Annotated in this window: 10 protein-coding genes; 8 read left to right on the forward strand and 2 right to left on the reverse strand. The window is 43.3% G+C overall.

Annotated features, from left to right (window positions below; all coding sequences use genetic code 11):
• Positions 1–162: 162 nt before the first annotated feature.
• The 3 genes from QSH61_RS24200 to QSH61_RS24210 all read left to right on the forward strand — a co-directional run bounded on the left by QSH61_RS24200 (position 163) and on the right by QSH61_RS24210 (position 6812).
• Positions 163–1539 (forward strand): glycerophosphodiester phosphodiesterase family protein, encoded by a 1377-nt coding sequence (locus tag QSH61_RS24200; RefSeq protein ID WP_206471150.1) that lies wholly within the window; start codon positions 163–165, stop codon positions 1537–1539.
• 710 nt (positions 1540–2249) lie between these two features.
• On the forward strand, positions 2250–3995 hold the full coding sequence (locus QSH61_RS24205) for a methyl-accepting chemotaxis protein (protein WP_206471149.1): 1746 nt from the start codon (positions 2250–2252) through the stop codon (positions 3993–3995).
• A 435-nt stretch (positions 3996–4430) separates the two neighbouring features.
• A complete protein-coding gene (locus tag QSH61_RS24210) occupies positions 4431–6812 on the forward strand; it encodes a TonB-dependent receptor domain-containing protein (protein ID WP_174170664.1) in 2382 nt (793 codons plus the stop codon).
• A 464-nt stretch (positions 6813–7276) separates the two neighbouring features.
• Here the strand turns inward: QSH61_RS24210 and dgt are convergent, their stop codons facing one another.
• On the reverse strand, positions 7277–8800 hold the full coding sequence (gene dgt, locus QSH61_RS24215; RefSeq protein WP_206471148.1) for a dGTPase: 1524 nt from the start codon (positions 8798–8800) through the stop codon (positions 7277–7279).
• Between the two features lie 321 nt (positions 8801–9121).
• On the opposite strand from dgt, the gene QSH61_RS24220 reads away from it, so the two are divergent.
• The 4 genes from QSH61_RS24220 to QSH61_RS24235 all read left to right on the forward strand — a co-directional run bounded on the left by QSH61_RS24220 (position 9122) and on the right by QSH61_RS24235 (position 12471).
• Positions 9122–9469 (forward strand): LexA family transcriptional regulator, encoded by a 348-nt coding sequence (locus QSH61_RS24220; RefSeq protein ID WP_206471147.1) that lies wholly within the window; start codon positions 9122–9124, stop codon positions 9467–9469.
• A 277-nt stretch (positions 9470–9746) separates the two neighbouring features.
• A complete protein-coding gene (locus tag QSH61_RS24225; RefSeq protein ID WP_206471146.1) occupies positions 9747–10517 on the forward strand; it encodes a hypothetical protein in 771 nt (256 codons plus the stop codon).
• Between the two features lie 24 nt (positions 10518–10541).
• Positions 10542–10895, forward strand: coding sequence for a hypothetical protein (locus tag QSH61_RS24230; RefSeq protein WP_206471145.1), 354 nt, complete (start codon positions 10542–10544; stop codon positions 10893–10895).
• A gap of 334 nt (positions 10896–11229) precedes the next feature.
• Positions 11230–12471 (forward strand): hypothetical protein, encoded by a 1242-nt coding sequence (locus QSH61_RS24235; RefSeq protein WP_206471144.1) that lies wholly within the window; start codon positions 11230–11232, stop codon positions 12469–12471.
• A 131-nt stretch (positions 12472–12602) separates the two neighbouring features.
• Here the strand turns inward: QSH61_RS24235 and QSH61_RS24240 are convergent, their stop codons facing one another.
• Complete coding sequence (locus tag QSH61_RS24240; protein ID WP_174170669.1) at positions 12603–14786, reverse strand: TonB-dependent hemoglobin/transferrin/lactoferrin family receptor; 2184 nt, start codon at positions 14784–14786, stop codon at positions 12603–12605.
• 169 nt (positions 14787–14955) lie between these two features.
• Here QSH61_RS24240 and QSH61_RS24245 point away from each other — a divergent pair, with 169 nt between their 5' ends.
• On the forward strand, positions 14956–15483 hold the full coding sequence (locus QSH61_RS24245; RefSeq protein WP_130165272.1) for a MotA/TolQ/ExbB proton channel family protein: 528 nt from the start codon (positions 14956–14958) through the stop codon (positions 15481–15483).
• Position 15484: the final 1 nt, after the last annotated feature.

The following is a 15484-nucleotide window of genomic DNA, read 5'->3' on the forward strand; positions in this document are numbered from 1 at the left end:
ACTGCGGGCTCTTTTTCTTTATATTCAAATTACACAACCATTATCCAGTCAGGGGAGTTATATTTAGTTAAAAATATGTAACCAAAAAATCATGATTTGTTCCCGTAATCGTAATACAAAGCGTCTAGCGTAAGCCTTCTTTAAAATAATAATGGTATTACAATGAATAAGATAAGCGTTTGTTCTGCGATCGTAGCTGCATTATTACTGAGTGCATGTGATGATGATTCTGTGGAGGTTGTGCAGGTTGAAAAGCCGGTGATCACAACGGAGACTGAAATAAAAGTCGTTGAAGTTCCGGTAATTGTGGAAGTGCCAGCAGGTAGCGCAAGTGCCATGCAAGTGGGCACACGGCCTGATTTCTTGATTCAAGATATGGAAGACAGTGCACTCAAAACTAAGCTTGAGCAGTGTGCTAACGGACCTTTTTATAAAACAGACTTTTCAATTGGACACCGTGGTGCGCCAATGCAGTTTCCTGAACACACCAAAGAATCTTATATTGCGGCAGCTAAAATGGGTGCTGGGATTTTAGAGTGTGACGTTGCTTTTACCAAAGACAAAGAGCTGGTTTGTCGCCATTCACAATGTGATTTACACACTACAACAAATATTTTAGCAACGGATTTAGGCCAAAAATGTACAACACCATTTGTACCAGGCGATCCTGAAAATGGAATTGCAGCCCAAGCTGTGTGTTGTACCAGCGACATTACTTTGGCTGAGTTTAAGACATTAAAAGGTAAAATGGATGCCGCGAACTCAATGGCTACAACTGTAGCGGAATATATGGATGGCACGGCAAATTGGCGCACCGATTTATATTCGAGCCGTGGCACTTTAATGACCCATGCCCAGAGTATTGAGTTATTTAAAAGTTTAGGCGTGAAAATGACGCCAGAGCTGAAGACTCCGTCTGTCGCCATGCCTTTTGACGGTTTTACACAAGAAGCCTACGCACAAAAAATGATTGACGAATATAAAGCCGCAAATGTAGATCCAAAAAATGTCTGGGCGCAGTCATTTAATCGTGACGATGTCGTCTATTGGATAAAAGAAAATCCAGAGTTTGGTGCACAGGCAGTGTATTTGGACGACAGATACGAAGCGCAAGCAGTAGACAATGAAACCATGGTATCAGCAGAGCAAATCGTGCATAACCCAGAGCTACTTTCACCAACGATGGAAGAGCTTGCAGCGGATGGTGTTAACATTATCGCACCGCCACTTTGGATGTTATTAACCGAAGAAGGGGGGAAAATCGTTCCCTCACCATATGCCAAAGCTGCAAAAGCAGCAGGGCTTGGGATCATCACTTGGACACTAGAGCGCTCTGGTCACCTAGCCAGCGGCGGTGGTTGGTACTATCAAAGCATCAACGGCAGTCTGTCAGGTGAGGCGATGATAGATAACGATGGCGATACCTTTAAAGTGCTAGATGTATTGGTCAAAGAGGTTGGCGTAATTGGCGTATTCTCTGATTGGCCAGCAACGACCACTTACTACGCAAGCTGCATGGGCATGCCTGCCAGTATTTAAGCGGTGTTTATTGTGGTAGGAGCGGGTTTATTCAGTGATCTCGTTTCTAATAATCGCCGCATAAAGCGGCTCCCTCTAAGAGTTTGAGTATATGGTAGGAGCGGGTTTACTCCGCGATCTTGTCTCTAATGCTCGCCGCATAAAGCGGCTCCTACCAAGGGTTTGAGTATATGGTAGGAGCGGGTTCACCCCGCGATCTTTTTTCTAATAATCGCCGCATAAAGCGGCTCCCACCAAGGGTTTGAGTATATGGTAGGAGCGGATTCACTCCGCGATCTTGTCTCTAATAATTGCCGCCTAAAGCGGCTCCTACCAAAGGTTTGAGTATATGGTAGGAGCGGATTTACTCCGCGATCTTGTCTCTAATAATTGCCGCCTAAAGCGGCTCCCACCACGGGTTTGAGTATATGGTAGGAGCGGGTTTACCCCGCGATCTTTTTTCTAATAATCGCCGCATAAAGCGGCTCCCACCAAGGGTTTGAGTATATGATAGGAGCGGATTCACTCCGCGATCTTGTCTCTAATAATTGCCGCATAAAGCGGCTCCCACCAAGGATTTGAATATGTGGTAGGAGCGGGTTTACCCCGCGATCTTTTGATTTGGCTCTCACTGTTATTATGTCAACTCCATTTGTTCCTAATTCTATGCTAGAAGAATCTCAACCCCTGCACTAGTCTTTATTGTGAACGCTTTAATAAAGGCTAGAATCATGAAGTTAAACTCTATCCGTATCCTCATGACCACTATATTCGGTGGCATTATTGTTTTTGTCGTCATCGTTACCTTATTGGTTGTTAACATGTACAACGCCTTGCTTGATTTTGAGCAAATGGCGGACAACCGATATAAAGCTTATCAACTGGCCGACGAATTAAGACAAAGCTCCGACGATTTAACGCGATTGGGCAGAACTTATGCGGTAACTGGTAACGATAAATACGAAAAGATGTATATGGATGTATTAGCGATCCGTAATGGTGAAAAGCCAAGGCCTGAAGGCTACCATAAAATTTATTGGGATTTGGTGCTTAACTATGGTGAGAAACCAAAACCAGACGGTCAGCGAGAAGTATTACTCGATGCTATGAAAGCGGCGGGCTTTAGCCAAAAAGAGCTCAACTACTTAAGTGAGGCACAAGCCAATTCCGATGGCCTTGTTGCATTAGAAGTTGAAGCCATGAACGCCGTAAAAGGTAAGTTTAAAGATAGTGCCGGTAATTACACCATCCAAGGCGAGCCCGATTTGAACAAAGCGGTTAAGCTTACCCACAGTGATGATTATCATCGCTATAAAGCCAACATCATGAAGCCAGTTGAATCGTTTTTTACTGAACTTGAAAGCCGCACCAAACAAAATGTTGTGCGAGCTCACAGTGCTGTAGAGTCTTATGTTTTGTGGGCTATGATGATGTTAGTGATAACCGTATGCTTCAGTTTATTTGGCGTGTACTTAGTTCGTCGTCGTATCGTGAAACCGATAGAGTTACTTGGTAGGACTTTTGAAGAGATAGGTAATTCAAACGATCTTAGAAAAACGGTAGACGAAAGCGGTGCAACTGAGATTAAAGCGGTGGCCAATATCGTAAATCGTATGCTCAGTAGCTTTAAAAATACAGTAACGAACATCGGCTCAGCGGGTGGCGCGATGTCGCAATCTTCCAAAGAAGTGGCGCACTTTATTCGCAGTAACAAAGAGATAAGCGAAGAACAAAACGCCCGTCTTGAAACCATTGCTACGGCTGCGGAAGAAATGACCGCGACACTCAATGAGGTCACGTCCAGTACCGTGAGTACCGCAGATTATGCGAATCAGGTTGAACTTGAAGCACAGCGGGGGATGGAAGTGATGTCGCAAACCAGCCAGCAATTTAGTGAGTTGTCAGTGCGCTTTGACGAAACTGCTAATATTATCTCTGAGTTGACTGAGCAAAGTGACCAAGTGTCAAATGTAGTGAGCGTTATCCAGGCTATTGCGGAGCAAACTAACCTGCTTGCATTAAATGCTGCTATCGAAGCGGCAAGGGCGGGAGAGCAAGGCCGCGGTTTTGCTGTTGTTGCAGATGAAGTAAGAACCCTTGCACAAAGAACCCAAAAATCCACAGAAGAAATTCGCGATATCATCAACCAGCTGCAAACCAAAGCGGGGAGTGCGAATACCGCCATTCAGCAAAGTCAGCGCCAAGTGCAAGCGACGGAAGAGCAGGTGATGGTATCTTCCGAAGTGCTCGACAGCATCTTTGAAGCTGTAAGCAAAATCAAAGATTTGACTCAGGGGGTTGCTACCGCCTCACAGGAGCAGTTATCGGTAACCGAAGACATTAACACCAATATCAATGGCCTGAGTGATATTTCTAAAGAAGCGATTAAGCGGATGAATGAGTTTATGGCCATTGTTGAGCAGTTAGAGCAAACCAGCCACCGTCTCAACGATAATGCGAGGGAGTTTACTGTTTAGCACGTAGGAAGCACTTTACACGGTGGTCTCTTCTTTACTGATCGCCGCCTACAGCGCCTCCCACTAAGGGGTTAAGTATTTTGTATGAACGGATTCACCCCGCGATCTTGTCTTTACTGATCGCCGCCTACAGCGCCTCCCACTATGGGGTTAAGTATTTTGTATGAACGGGTTCACCCCGCGATCTTGTCTCTAATGAACACGCATAAAGCATTTCCCACTAAGGGTTTAAATATGTGGTAGGGGCCGTTTTATGCGGCGATCTCTTCATGAGCAAGACTAAGAGAAATCAATAAACCTACAACGTCCCTTAAATGTGATCTAAATCAAAAATGCAAATGAGATTAATTATCAATATTTTTGACTTTTGTTCAGTTTCCATTTAGAGTACTCGCCAAAATTTACTTTAATGCAATAAATTTTGGGATATTAACAATGACAAACACGCCTTTTAAACGTGGTGTACTCTCTGCTTTGGTGCTTTCTGCCCTTAGTCCTGTTGCTTTTGCAGATTCAGTAAAAGCGCAGCCAGATATGGAACGCATCGTTGTAACTGCAACCGGCTTTGAGCAAAAAATACCAGAAGCACCAGCGAGTATTTCAGTGATCACGGCTGAGGATATTCAAGCTCAGTCCTATACGACTTTGCTTGATGCCGTGAAGTACCAAGAGGGCGTGGATATTGGCACAACTCGAGATAAAACCGGCCAAGGCAGTGTGAGCATGCGTGGTTTAACAGGTGAATATACGCTGCTACTTATTGACGGTAAGCGTCAAAACAATCACGGTGATATCTACCCAAATAACTTTGGTGGTAACGCGTTTAACCATATTCCACCTAAAAGTGCCATTGAGCGAATTGAAGTCATTAGGGGACCTGCCTCTACACTTTACGGCGCAGATGCGATGGGCGGCGTAATCAACATTATTACTAAAAAGTCAGTAGATGAATGGACTGGCAGCATCGATTTTGGCCGAAGCCTACAAACAAACGACCAGTTTGGTGATGACATTACCACAGATTTCAGTATCTATGGGCCTTTAGTTAAAGGTTTACTCAACTTTTCTGCTCGCGGTAGTATTTATGAGCGTCAAGCATCGAACCCTGAGTTTTCACCTGCAACCGATCCAAATGGTGAGCTGCATCATCGTGAACTCGGTTTTGGTAGTGGTGGTAGAACGGTTGACAATACCAATACACAACTTGGTGCGACGTTTGTGTTCACACCAAACGACAACCACACAGTTACTTTTGATTATGATATCTCAAATCAAGAGTACGATAATACACCAAACTACGACGTTGAGTCGGGCAAAATTACCTATCCACTTGGCACCAAAGACAACATCGAATCAATCTGGCAAGACAGTCGTGGTAAGGTAAATCCACGTGCAGGTTATGCGGCGGATCAAGAATTTGACAGAAGCTGGTGGTCACTAACGCATCAAGGTACTTTTGGTGATATTGAAACCTTTGTGTCATTGGCGTTTGTTGATACCGATAACAATGGCCGTACTATGCCGCTTTCTGTTGCAGAGCGTAAACTACTACAAGCCATGTACGATGGCAGTGGTAAATATGCCGATATGGAAGAAGCAGAACGTAAAGCGCTTGCTGAAAGCACATTCTTACCACGTCCAAAGCGTACACTTAACAGTAACCAATATACGTTAGACGCGCGAGTGGATATTCCAGTTGACAACTTACTTGGCGATCACGTGTTTGTTGTGGGCGGTCAGTGGGTTGACGGTGAATTACAAGATGGCGTATTTGGTATGGAGTCTGGCGTTGATCAAGGCGTTCAGGAACACCAAATGTACTCTCTATTTGTAGAAGATAACTGGAGCCTGAGCGATCCTCTAACAGTTACAGTGGGTGTCCGTCATGATAACCACGATGTATTTGGTAGCCAACTTTCTCCGCGTCTATACGGTGTGTATGAGCTGTCTGACGATTGGACAGTAAAAGGCGGGATCAGCACCGGTTATAAAACGCCACAAACGACTGACTTATACAATGGTATTACCGGCTTTGGTGGTCAAGGTACGTCGCCGTTTGCTGGTAACCCAGATCTTGAACCAGAAACTAGTGTAAACAACGAAGTTGCATTGTATTGGACGCACCCAACAGAGAACCACAATTTTAATATCACTTACTTCTCAACAGAGTTTGACGATAAGATCGCCCGTGGTGATACCATCAAGAGCTGCTCTGCAACCAATGGTGTAAAACCATGCGTGAATTTGGGCGTATACGACGAGCTTGGTTACGATACTTACAGCCAAAAAATCAATATCGACAAAGTTGAGATCCAAGGTATTGAACTTGCAGGTCGTTACCAGTTCACTGATGCAGTTTCACTTTACGCGAACTACACTTGGACAGACAGCGAGCAAAAGAGTGGCCCTCAAGAAGGTCAACCACTAACCAATACCGCTGAACACATGGCAAATGCCACGGTAAACTGGCAAGTAACAGACGAGTTCTCACTAACGCTAAATGCTGAAATGCGCTCTGATCGTTACCGTGGCTGGGACAATAACCTAGACAAAGCCATGTACTACAAAAACTACAACCTACTGCACTTAGGTGCTAAATACACCTTTAACGACAATGTTACTGTATTTGCGCGTATCAATAACTTATTGGATGAAGACTTTACGTCTTATAGCACAGATTACAGCGACTTAAACGGCGATGGTAAATACGAATACCTAAGCGGCCGTGGTGTGGTAAGCGAAGTGGTATTTAGTGATGACTACAATGTAAAAGACAAAGCCCGCAATATTTGGTTTGGTGTCAACGTGACGTTTTAATACCCATGTAAAGCATTACTAGATTACAAAAGTCAAAAGAGGTGCAATTTGCACCTCTTTTTATTGCCACTTGGGTAAGAGCCGCCTCACGCGGCGATCATTTCTCCGCCTTTTAGCTCGCTCGTAGCAGCGGCTTTACGCCGCGACAGACATCTGTGTTAGCAGAATAAATCCGCTTACTACCATGTGTAGGAGCCGCTTTACGCCGTGAGATTTTCTCCACCTTTTAGCTCGCTCGTAGCAGCGGCTTTACGCCGCGACAGACATCTTTTCTAGCAGAATAAATCCGCTTACTATCTTGTGTAGGAGCCGCTTTACGCCGTGAGATTTTCAACAATATCGTGGGGTGAACCCACTCCCATCACACAACACTGCCACTAGATAATTGCCCAAATATCACCGCTGGTAGGAGCCGCTTTACGCGGCGATCTTTTCAACAAGACCGCGCGCTCACTCCCTCAACCTCAATCCAACGCGTTCAATGCTCGATAGGTATCATAGGCAAACTGGTCCGTCATACCGCTAATAAAATCCTGAATAAGGCGGCAGCGATAATAAAACTCAAAAATCGGCTCGGCTTGCTCAGCCTCACTAAGCTGCGCGACCGTCTCGCGGTATACCGCAACATACTTTTTGGAAATTCGATTAATCAATCGTGACTCTATCGCAAAGTCATGGCCGCCATTTAATGCTGCGTTAAATTCATCAGCGTTTAAGTCAAGCACTCGCTGATATTCATTCAATATGCTGCTGGTGATCTTGTAGCCTTGAAGCTCCAACTGCTCGACTTCTTTATTCGAAAACACCTTGTTGGCCGCCACCGTTTTCAATGACTTTACAATGGCATGAAAGTGGCTGTTATCCTCCAGTAACGAAGCATTAAAACTCCCTTCGTAAATCGCTTTAATGTTATCGATAAAACGCGTTTTGGCATGTTCTGCAAGCGGGTGCAACAACCCCACGCGGAGCCAAATAAAAAACTCATTATCAAAATTCGCCATATGCTTGCTGGCTTTGTCATTGGCATAGTGCAGTTTTTTACTCATAAGCTCTAATAGCTTGTCATCGGTGATCCCAAACCCTGCCGCGATATTTTGATATTCCTCTATTAAACAGCCCGTTAACTCATCTACGCTAATAATGCCTTTTTCTACAGCGTCTTCCATATCGGCAAGGCAATAAGCAATATCGTCAGCCGCTTCCATGATATAAGTAACCGGGTGTCGATTACCCACTTGGATCTGTAACTTGTCGCACAGCTCACTAACAAACCCACTTTCACTAAAATAGTATCCCGCTTTCTTTTGCAAATAAGACTTATCAATGGCTACGGTTGATTTAGGTGTAGTCGCGCAGCGGGTATATTTCATCACAGTGGCACATTGTGAATAGGTAAGGTTAAGCCGAGAAAGTGTATGAATAACGCGAATGGCTTGGGCGTTACCCTCAAAACTACAAATATCGAGCAGTAACTCCATTTCTTGATTCAGCACCGCCAGATCCGACGCTTTGCTCTCCTTTGAGCCATACCTAAGCGCCGCTCGAGCACTTTTTGCAAACTGTTGATGCTGGCTCAAATAGCGTTTAAACCAATCATTGATAGCGGCCTCGCCAAAGTGACCAAACGCAGGGTTACCAATATCGTGCATTAAGCAGGCCATTTCAGACAGAGTGACCAAACACTCAGACAAATCCACCTGCTGGCCGTTTTTATCTCCATATTGCAGCAAATCTTGCCTACCTTGCTGCACCAGCGCATCAACAATTTTTTTAGCAATGTAACGGCCGTTTTGTTGCACCTCCAGAGAGTGCGTTAAGCGCGAACGCACCGCCGCATTGCGCTCAAGCGGAAACACCTGGGTTTTTTGTTGCAGCCGTCTAAGCGCAGCACTGTTGATAATACGCCCACGATCGCTTTCAAGACTACTCGCCTCACTGCCACCGGTATTGTAAGAACGCTCGTTTGTTATTTTATTTTTAAAGTGCATGCGACTTTCCTGTTGAAACCCAAGCTACATTTCCAATGTAGGTGAATGTGGAAAAGTTGTAAACCGAATCGGCACCTCGCATAGCCAGCCTACAAGCAAACCTTCATATAAGGTAAGGTAGCGCAGTACTACAACACCAAGCATCCAGCAGCCAAAACACAAAAAACACCATTCAAGCCAGTAAAGTGATAAAAAGAGACTGTAATGCTTTGTATCAGGCTAGCTTATCTATAGTTGTTATTTCTACGGGCTTGGTTTAACCCTAGTTTTAATGGTCTGGCAAAAGATATCTAACACTTTGGTGGTAACCACTACAGCTTTTTGAACAAGTCTTATGCACTTTTTGATACACACTCTCCTAGAGACCTAGTTGCTAAGTTAAATAGAGATAACCAAGTAGTACAGCTGCCACAATTTCCTAATTTAAAAATTGCCTGCGGCCACTTTAAAACTGGTGAAAGTAGCGAAATGTCCTTCATGCCAGCTCCATCGGGATGTGGAAAAGTTGACCTTGAAAAACACTTCTTAGCTCATGCTCGTGGTCACTCTATGAACGGTGGTAAATACCCGATCTTAGATGGGGATTTGCTATTACTCGAGCGTATCACGGCGAACAATGCAGACTCGATTACAAATACCATGATCGCCATAGAACGATACCTATTATAGTGGCAAGAAATCCAGAGTATGAAGTAATGAAAGCCAATGAGGAGTTTGTGACGTTTGCGTGATTGAGAGAGGTGTAGAGACTCTCTGAGAATTAGCGCAGCGTAGATATGAGCTATTAGCGTCAAAGAGGAGCTGGTTAACAACCAGAGAGGTTTCTCTATCAACATAACGGGTGATAGGTTATAGCTTGAACTCTATGTAGATGGATTGTAAATTGATTTATCGATAAAAACTTTGGTTGTATTTCACAACTTTAGTAACTAGGACACGCAAACAAATGGATGGCTCAGCGTCACAACAACGCAACACAGTAAAAGAAGCGGCTTTATTTTCATTTAATAAATTTGTTGCTTTTACCGTTTTTATAACCAGTATCGTTATTGGTGCTTATGCAACTGATCTTGTTGAGATAGTGAAGGCCTACGTGCTTTATTCTGGTAGTAGCTTGATTCGCTTTATACCAATTTTGGTGCTTAGTGTGGTGATGATAAGTTATTTGTATTATCAATTTGAGCGAGCTGGACTAAGCACTTTTAGGAGATTCATAAAGTCAATTTCAACTGTGTTTGTATGCGCAACATTTTTTTCAGCCGGGATGTTTCTAAAAGATCCTTGGATATCACTTTCCATGTTCAACGATGAGTACGATGGCCCCGTCAAAACTTTTCAACACTACGCGGGGTTTGAAGTAAAGAAGGATAAATGTGAAAAGCGCGGTAAAAATCTTACTTGCTCCTTTTACGCTATTAATCTGCTTCCTCGTGATAATGCTTTTAGGATTAGAAATAAAAGTTATGCGATTGACCACAAAGATAGTCAAGCTAGATTACTTGCATACTATGTAGGTGAAAAGCGATATGGTAGTTATAACTCTGATTACTTTACTGTACCTGTAGGAAGTAAGCGAATGTTTAAAATGGAGTTTGAGCTCTCATCGGATGAAAAAATGGTATTTGCTCCGTACTTGTCAGTAGTACTGGATGCAGAACATCATGAAGAAAAGCATCTCAACTTTAGATCTATGGATGTTGTGGACTATGTTCAGTAGTCCGTGATTTTGCAAAGGTGAATTATGAACCAAGCCCTTAAATTTTTACTGTCTATCGTAATCGTCATCGTGACTTTTGTCGTGTCAGCAACCTTAGCTGGGATGTTGGCTGAATATGTGGGCTGGTGGAAAAAGCCGGTGATAGGCGGTGTAGCAGCGGCTTGCGTGGTGCTGTCGGGTTATTTGAGTGCGCCAGTGTATAAGCTGTATTCTGCGGCGGTATGGCTGTTGATTGGTGCAGCTGTAGCTTGGGTGATGTCGAGTGTGTTTATGTATGCTGAGGATGCCGACACCTCAGTGCCTTTGTATGTAACCTACGCAAGTGGTGTGTTTGCTTTGGCGCTTTGCTGGGGTTGGGAGCGTCGAAAGGTTGTGTGAGGGATTGGTTCTCTGTAATGGGGTGCAAGAGATCGCCGCGTAAAGCGGCTCCCACCAGCGGTGACTAGTGTGGTGGGAGTGGATTTATTCCGCGATGTTTTGTGTAGAGATCGCCGCACGAAGCGGCTCATACTTGAAGTGGTTTTTACCAGTGGGATCTAGTATGGTGGGAGCGGATTTATTCCACGATGTTTTTTGTTGAGATCGCCGCGTAAAGCGGCTCCCACCAGCGGGGGCCAGTGTGGGAGCGGATTTATTCCGCGATGTTTTGTGTAGAGATCACCGAATAAAGCGGCTCCTACCTACTTATTCAATTGTTAAAGGAATATTCAATATGACTCCAAGTGCGTTACGCAAAGCAGTTAATGCCTTTTCTCAAGATACTCAGCATCAACCGGATTATTATTTTGTTGAAGGCTATGTGATAGGCAAAGTTGCCATTAATGATATTGCTGAAATACACGAGTGGTTGCCTGAGCTCTTTGGTGATTACACGGCTATTTACCGTGCTCAGTTAGAGGCCTTAATGTATTTGCATGAGCAGTGTGTCTCAAGCTTGGATGGAAAAACTTATAAGTTGCCAAAAGAGTGTGCGCTATCTAAGCAAGACTTTGCAGCATCATTAGTAGAAGGGGCTCCGTTACCGAGCTTTTGTCTTGGTCTGCTTAAGGCCTTGGATAAAGTATCTTTTGAGAACTTGTCACTAGAGCAAAAAGGTGCGGTAAATGAATTACAACAACAGCTCACCGGATTTACTAGCTTAGATGCAGCAAAGGCGGCGTTTTCACACGCTGAGCCTACGATGCCTTTTGAGCGCGAGGCTCATGACGTAAAGCGTTATTTGGCTGGCGCGATTATGGAGTTAGGGGATACTTTAATTTGGGACCCTGAGCTAGACAACGAGCTCGGAGCGTTTGAATTTGAAGAAGATTTTGATGAAGAACAAGAAGAAATAAGAAACTCACTGATTGAGAACTTACTCAAATTGACTCACATTGATTCAATCCCTTTACTTGACCAGTTTATCCTTAATGAAGAACAAGACTTTATTACGCCTGATTATATTGAGGAAAATCAAGGCAATTTTTGGCTTATCCACGAAACCAGACCTTATATGTTTATTCGTTACCATAAAGCATGGATTTACTTTTGGGCAGACAGAGTACAAGAGGCGGTTGATGAGCTAGACGTGCTGCAGCGACTTAATCCAAACGATAATCAAGCCTGTCGATACCTGTATGTGAACGGTTTAGTCATCTTAAAACAGTGGGATAAACTACAAGCTTGCCTTGATGAATATGAAGAAGAGAGTATTTTTATGCTATCTGCAGAGGCGCTGATGCATTTTGCGCAGGGTGGCGAGAGCAAAGCTTTGAATGAGCTAAAAGCGACAATCAAAGGGTACAATAAGCACTTTATCAAGATGCTTACAGGTCAAGAAAAGACTAAGCAAAAAGAGATATATGGCTACACATTGGGTTCAAAAGAAGAAGTCTTAAGTTATATAGATTGTGGTGGCAAAAAAGCCTGGTTAAGCGTGGAAGGAAGCCTCTTTTGGCTGCGTAAAAAATCATAGCGGACTTTGGATAAATTAAGCAAGTAGAGATGCAAAGCTAAGAGCTGTTCACCGGTGAAGTTGACCTTCACCGGGGTTATCGACAAGATTTTCTCGCCTCAAAATAGATCACTTAATTAAGCGAATTGGTATTAGAAGTCATATCGGATAGAGGCTGCAAAGCTTCTTCCCGCACTTTCAAGTCCATCTAAGCTTTCTGTCATACCGTGGCCTGCAAGATTGCCGTGTTGGTAGTAAGTTTTATCAAATAGATTACGGATAGCTAAATTTACGGCAGTATTATCACCCAATTTAACTTGTGCTAACCAGTCAATCGTGCCGTATCCAGGAGTTTGGTATTTACCTGTGTTCACTTTGGTCATTTTTTTAGCAAAATTAAGGATAAGATCTGAACTCACCATATCATTTTGATACTTGAAGCCTAGGTTCCCTGACAGCGGATTAATGGAACTGATATATTCATCTGTCTCATCATTTTTACCATCTTGATATGTTGCGCTAAATGAAACAGACAGTGTATCGGTAGCATAGTAAGTGGTGGAGAACTCAGCTCCTTTGATCGTAACTGAATCAATGTTCTGGTATTGGAATTTGTCATGGTTATAGGCAAAGTTTCCTTCATCATCCAATATGGTTTCACGGCTTATAAGCTCTGTAGACAAGAAGTTATCAAACTTATTGTGGAACAGTGCAGTTGAAATAGTGAAGTCACCAATATGGCCACGTAATCCAAGTTCTAAGGTGTCACTTTCTTCTGGGCTTAAGTCCTCTGCTGGTAAGATTTCATATAAATATTCTGCAGAAGCCTGATTGTAGTGTTCAATATAAGCTAGATCATAAGGCGGTACTTTGAACCCTTGGCCGTACTGAGCAAAAACAGAAAGCATGTTGTTTAGATAATACAAACCACCTAAATTAAACGATAAATGTTGATCGTCTATTTTCGCAAATTCTGTACCATCGGTCTTTAAGGTACCGCTTGGGTCCATGCTGTAATAATCGAAACGTAGGCCTGGTGTAACTATAAGTTTGTCATCTAGTAGCTTTATTTCGTCATTGATGAATAGGCCAGCGCGAAGTGTATCATTTTTCGGGAATTTATTGGTAATGTCATCTTTGATGACTTCGCCTTCCACTTCTCGGTATTCACGTACTGTGCGTAGGCTCTCAGTGGTTTCTATATCAACACCGTAACCAAGAGTATGTTGCTTATCGAGTGCTTTACTCGCGTGAGAAATAAAACCATACGTAGTTTGCTCATAAGTACCGGTTTTCCACATGTCGCGTTTTTCGATAACACCAAACATAGGCGCGTTAATATCGAGTAAAGCATACTCTTGATCGTCTTGAACACTGTTTGTGTAATACAAATTAAACTGTGCTGTGTCCCAAACGCTATTGCCCGTATCGTTGTGATAACTCAGGCGGAACGAATCTGTGTGCTTTTCGGTCTCTGTACTTTCCGTCGCGATGTTGTAGCCATATTTAGCTAAACCACGGAAATATGCCAATAGACCATCGGCAAGGTCGCCACTTACATCTTGGCGCCACAGATCAGCAGAAACATTGACATAATCTTTGTCGTTGAAGTTGTATTTTAATTTGTAAAGTAAGCTTTGAGAGTCTATATCAAAGGGAGCGCGGGTGTTGTGCTTATTTTGCTCCTCTTTACCATCTCTGGCTGTTAGGCTCAGTAAGTGGTCAAAATTGCCATGCTGGCCTGCTAGCGTTGCACTTAGATTAGTTTGTTCACTGAGGTCGCTATAGCCTATCCTTACACGTGCGCCAAGATGCTCATTGTCGTTAAGATAATCACTGGCATCTTTGGTGGTAAATACCACAATACCCCCCAACGCATCGGAACCATAGAGAGATGAGCTGGCTCCTTTCGCAACTTCAACTTGTTTTATCGTATCAGTATCAATAAAACCTCGGCCCACTATATCGTTGAGTCCATCCGCGCCATAGCCTTCATTCATGCGCATACCGTCTTTTATGATCAATACTCTATCGCCGCCCATAGCTCGAACCTGAATATTTTGTGCACCACCTATACGACCCGTAATCTTTATACTTGGATCATACTGAAAAAGCTGATTTACATCGGTGATTACTTGTTCTTCGATGTCTTGGCTAGACATTACGGAGATACTAGCTGCTACGTCTTTAAGTGGCTTCTCACTACGAGATCCACTAACAACGATAACTTCTAAATCATCTGCGGAAACGGCGTTATCGGCTAACGCAACCGTTGATCCAGAAGCAATAATTGAGGCGATAAGTAGTCGCAAATAGTGTGTTTTTGCAAAGCGCATGATGAGATTCCTATGAATATTTTATTGCTGAGCTGCTACTAAAATTTGCGAAGATCATACCTCTATTATCAAAAAGATCAATCTAAATAATAATAATTTCCATTTGCGTTGTTGTAAGTTATTACATTTTCAAGTACATTGTCGCGATAATTTATAGAGGGGAATTATTGTGAATATACAAGCAATAGAAATGCTAATGGCCAATGTATCTGAGCTGCTAATGACGCCAGTTATTATTGTAATATCAGTACTTTTTGTTTACGCATTTTTTGCACTTGGACGCTTTGTATCCGAATTTTTAATTCGTAGGAAAAGTCGTTTGTCATACCAACGTGGAATAGATAATAAGTCGTTACAAAGCTACAACGGCTTTCATGTTCATAACTATTTTATTGCGAATCCAAGCGCATCTGAAGATGAGTTAGAGGTGTTTGCGTTAAAGCAGCTCGAAACGCTTCGAATTGTTACGCGGGTTGCTCCAATGCTAGGTCTTATCGCGACAATGATCCCAATGGGGCCGGCGTTAAAGGCGCTCGCAGACGGTAACATTCAAGGGATCAGCGAAAACTTAATTATTGCGTTTGCTGCGGTAATATGGGGACTTGTTATTTCTACACTTACTTTTTGGCCCGCTTCGGTTAAGAAACGTTGGTGTGCTCAGGAGTTGATCAACATTCGAAAACTGAGAGGGGAATAAT

Source organism: Pseudoalteromonas sp. JC3, assembly GCF_030291895.1.
Classification (GTDB): Bacteria; Pseudomonadota; Gammaproteobacteria; order Enterobacterales; family Alteromonadaceae; genus Pseudoalteromonas.

What these genes read in the sequence shown, in the direction of transcription:
- QSH61_RS24240 (WP_174170669.1), bottom strand. Translation starts at nt 14,786, where the DNA reads ATGCGCTTTGCAAAAACACACTATTTGCGACTACTTATCGCCTCAATT.
- QSH61_RS24210 (WP_174170664.1), top strand. Translation starts at nt 4,431, where the DNA reads ATGACAAACACGCCTTTTAAACGTGGTGTACTCTCTGCTTTGGTGCTT.
- QSH61_RS24205 (WP_206471149.1), top strand. Translation starts at nt 2,250, where the DNA reads ATGAAGTTAAACTCTATCCGTATCCTCATGACCACTATATTCGGTGGC.
- dgt (WP_206471148.1), bottom strand. Translation starts at nt 8,800, where the DNA reads ATGCACTTTAAAAATAAAATAACAAACGAGCGTTCTTACAATACCGGT.
- QSH61_RS24200 (WP_206471150.1), top strand. Translation starts at nt 163, where the DNA reads ATGAATAAGATAAGCGTTTGTTCTGCGATCGTAGCTGCATTATTACTG.
- QSH61_RS24230 (WP_206471145.1), top strand. Translation starts at nt 10,542, where the DNA reads ATGAACCAAGCCCTTAAATTTTTACTGTCTATCGTAATCGTCATCGTG.
- QSH61_RS24225 (WP_206471146.1), top strand. Translation starts at nt 9,747, where the DNA reads ATGGATGGCTCAGCGTCACAACAACGCAACACAGTAAAAGAAGCGGCT.
- QSH61_RS24235 (WP_206471144.1), top strand. Translation starts at nt 11,230, where the DNA reads ATGACTCCAAGTGCGTTACGCAAAGCAGTTAATGCCTTTTCTCAAGAT.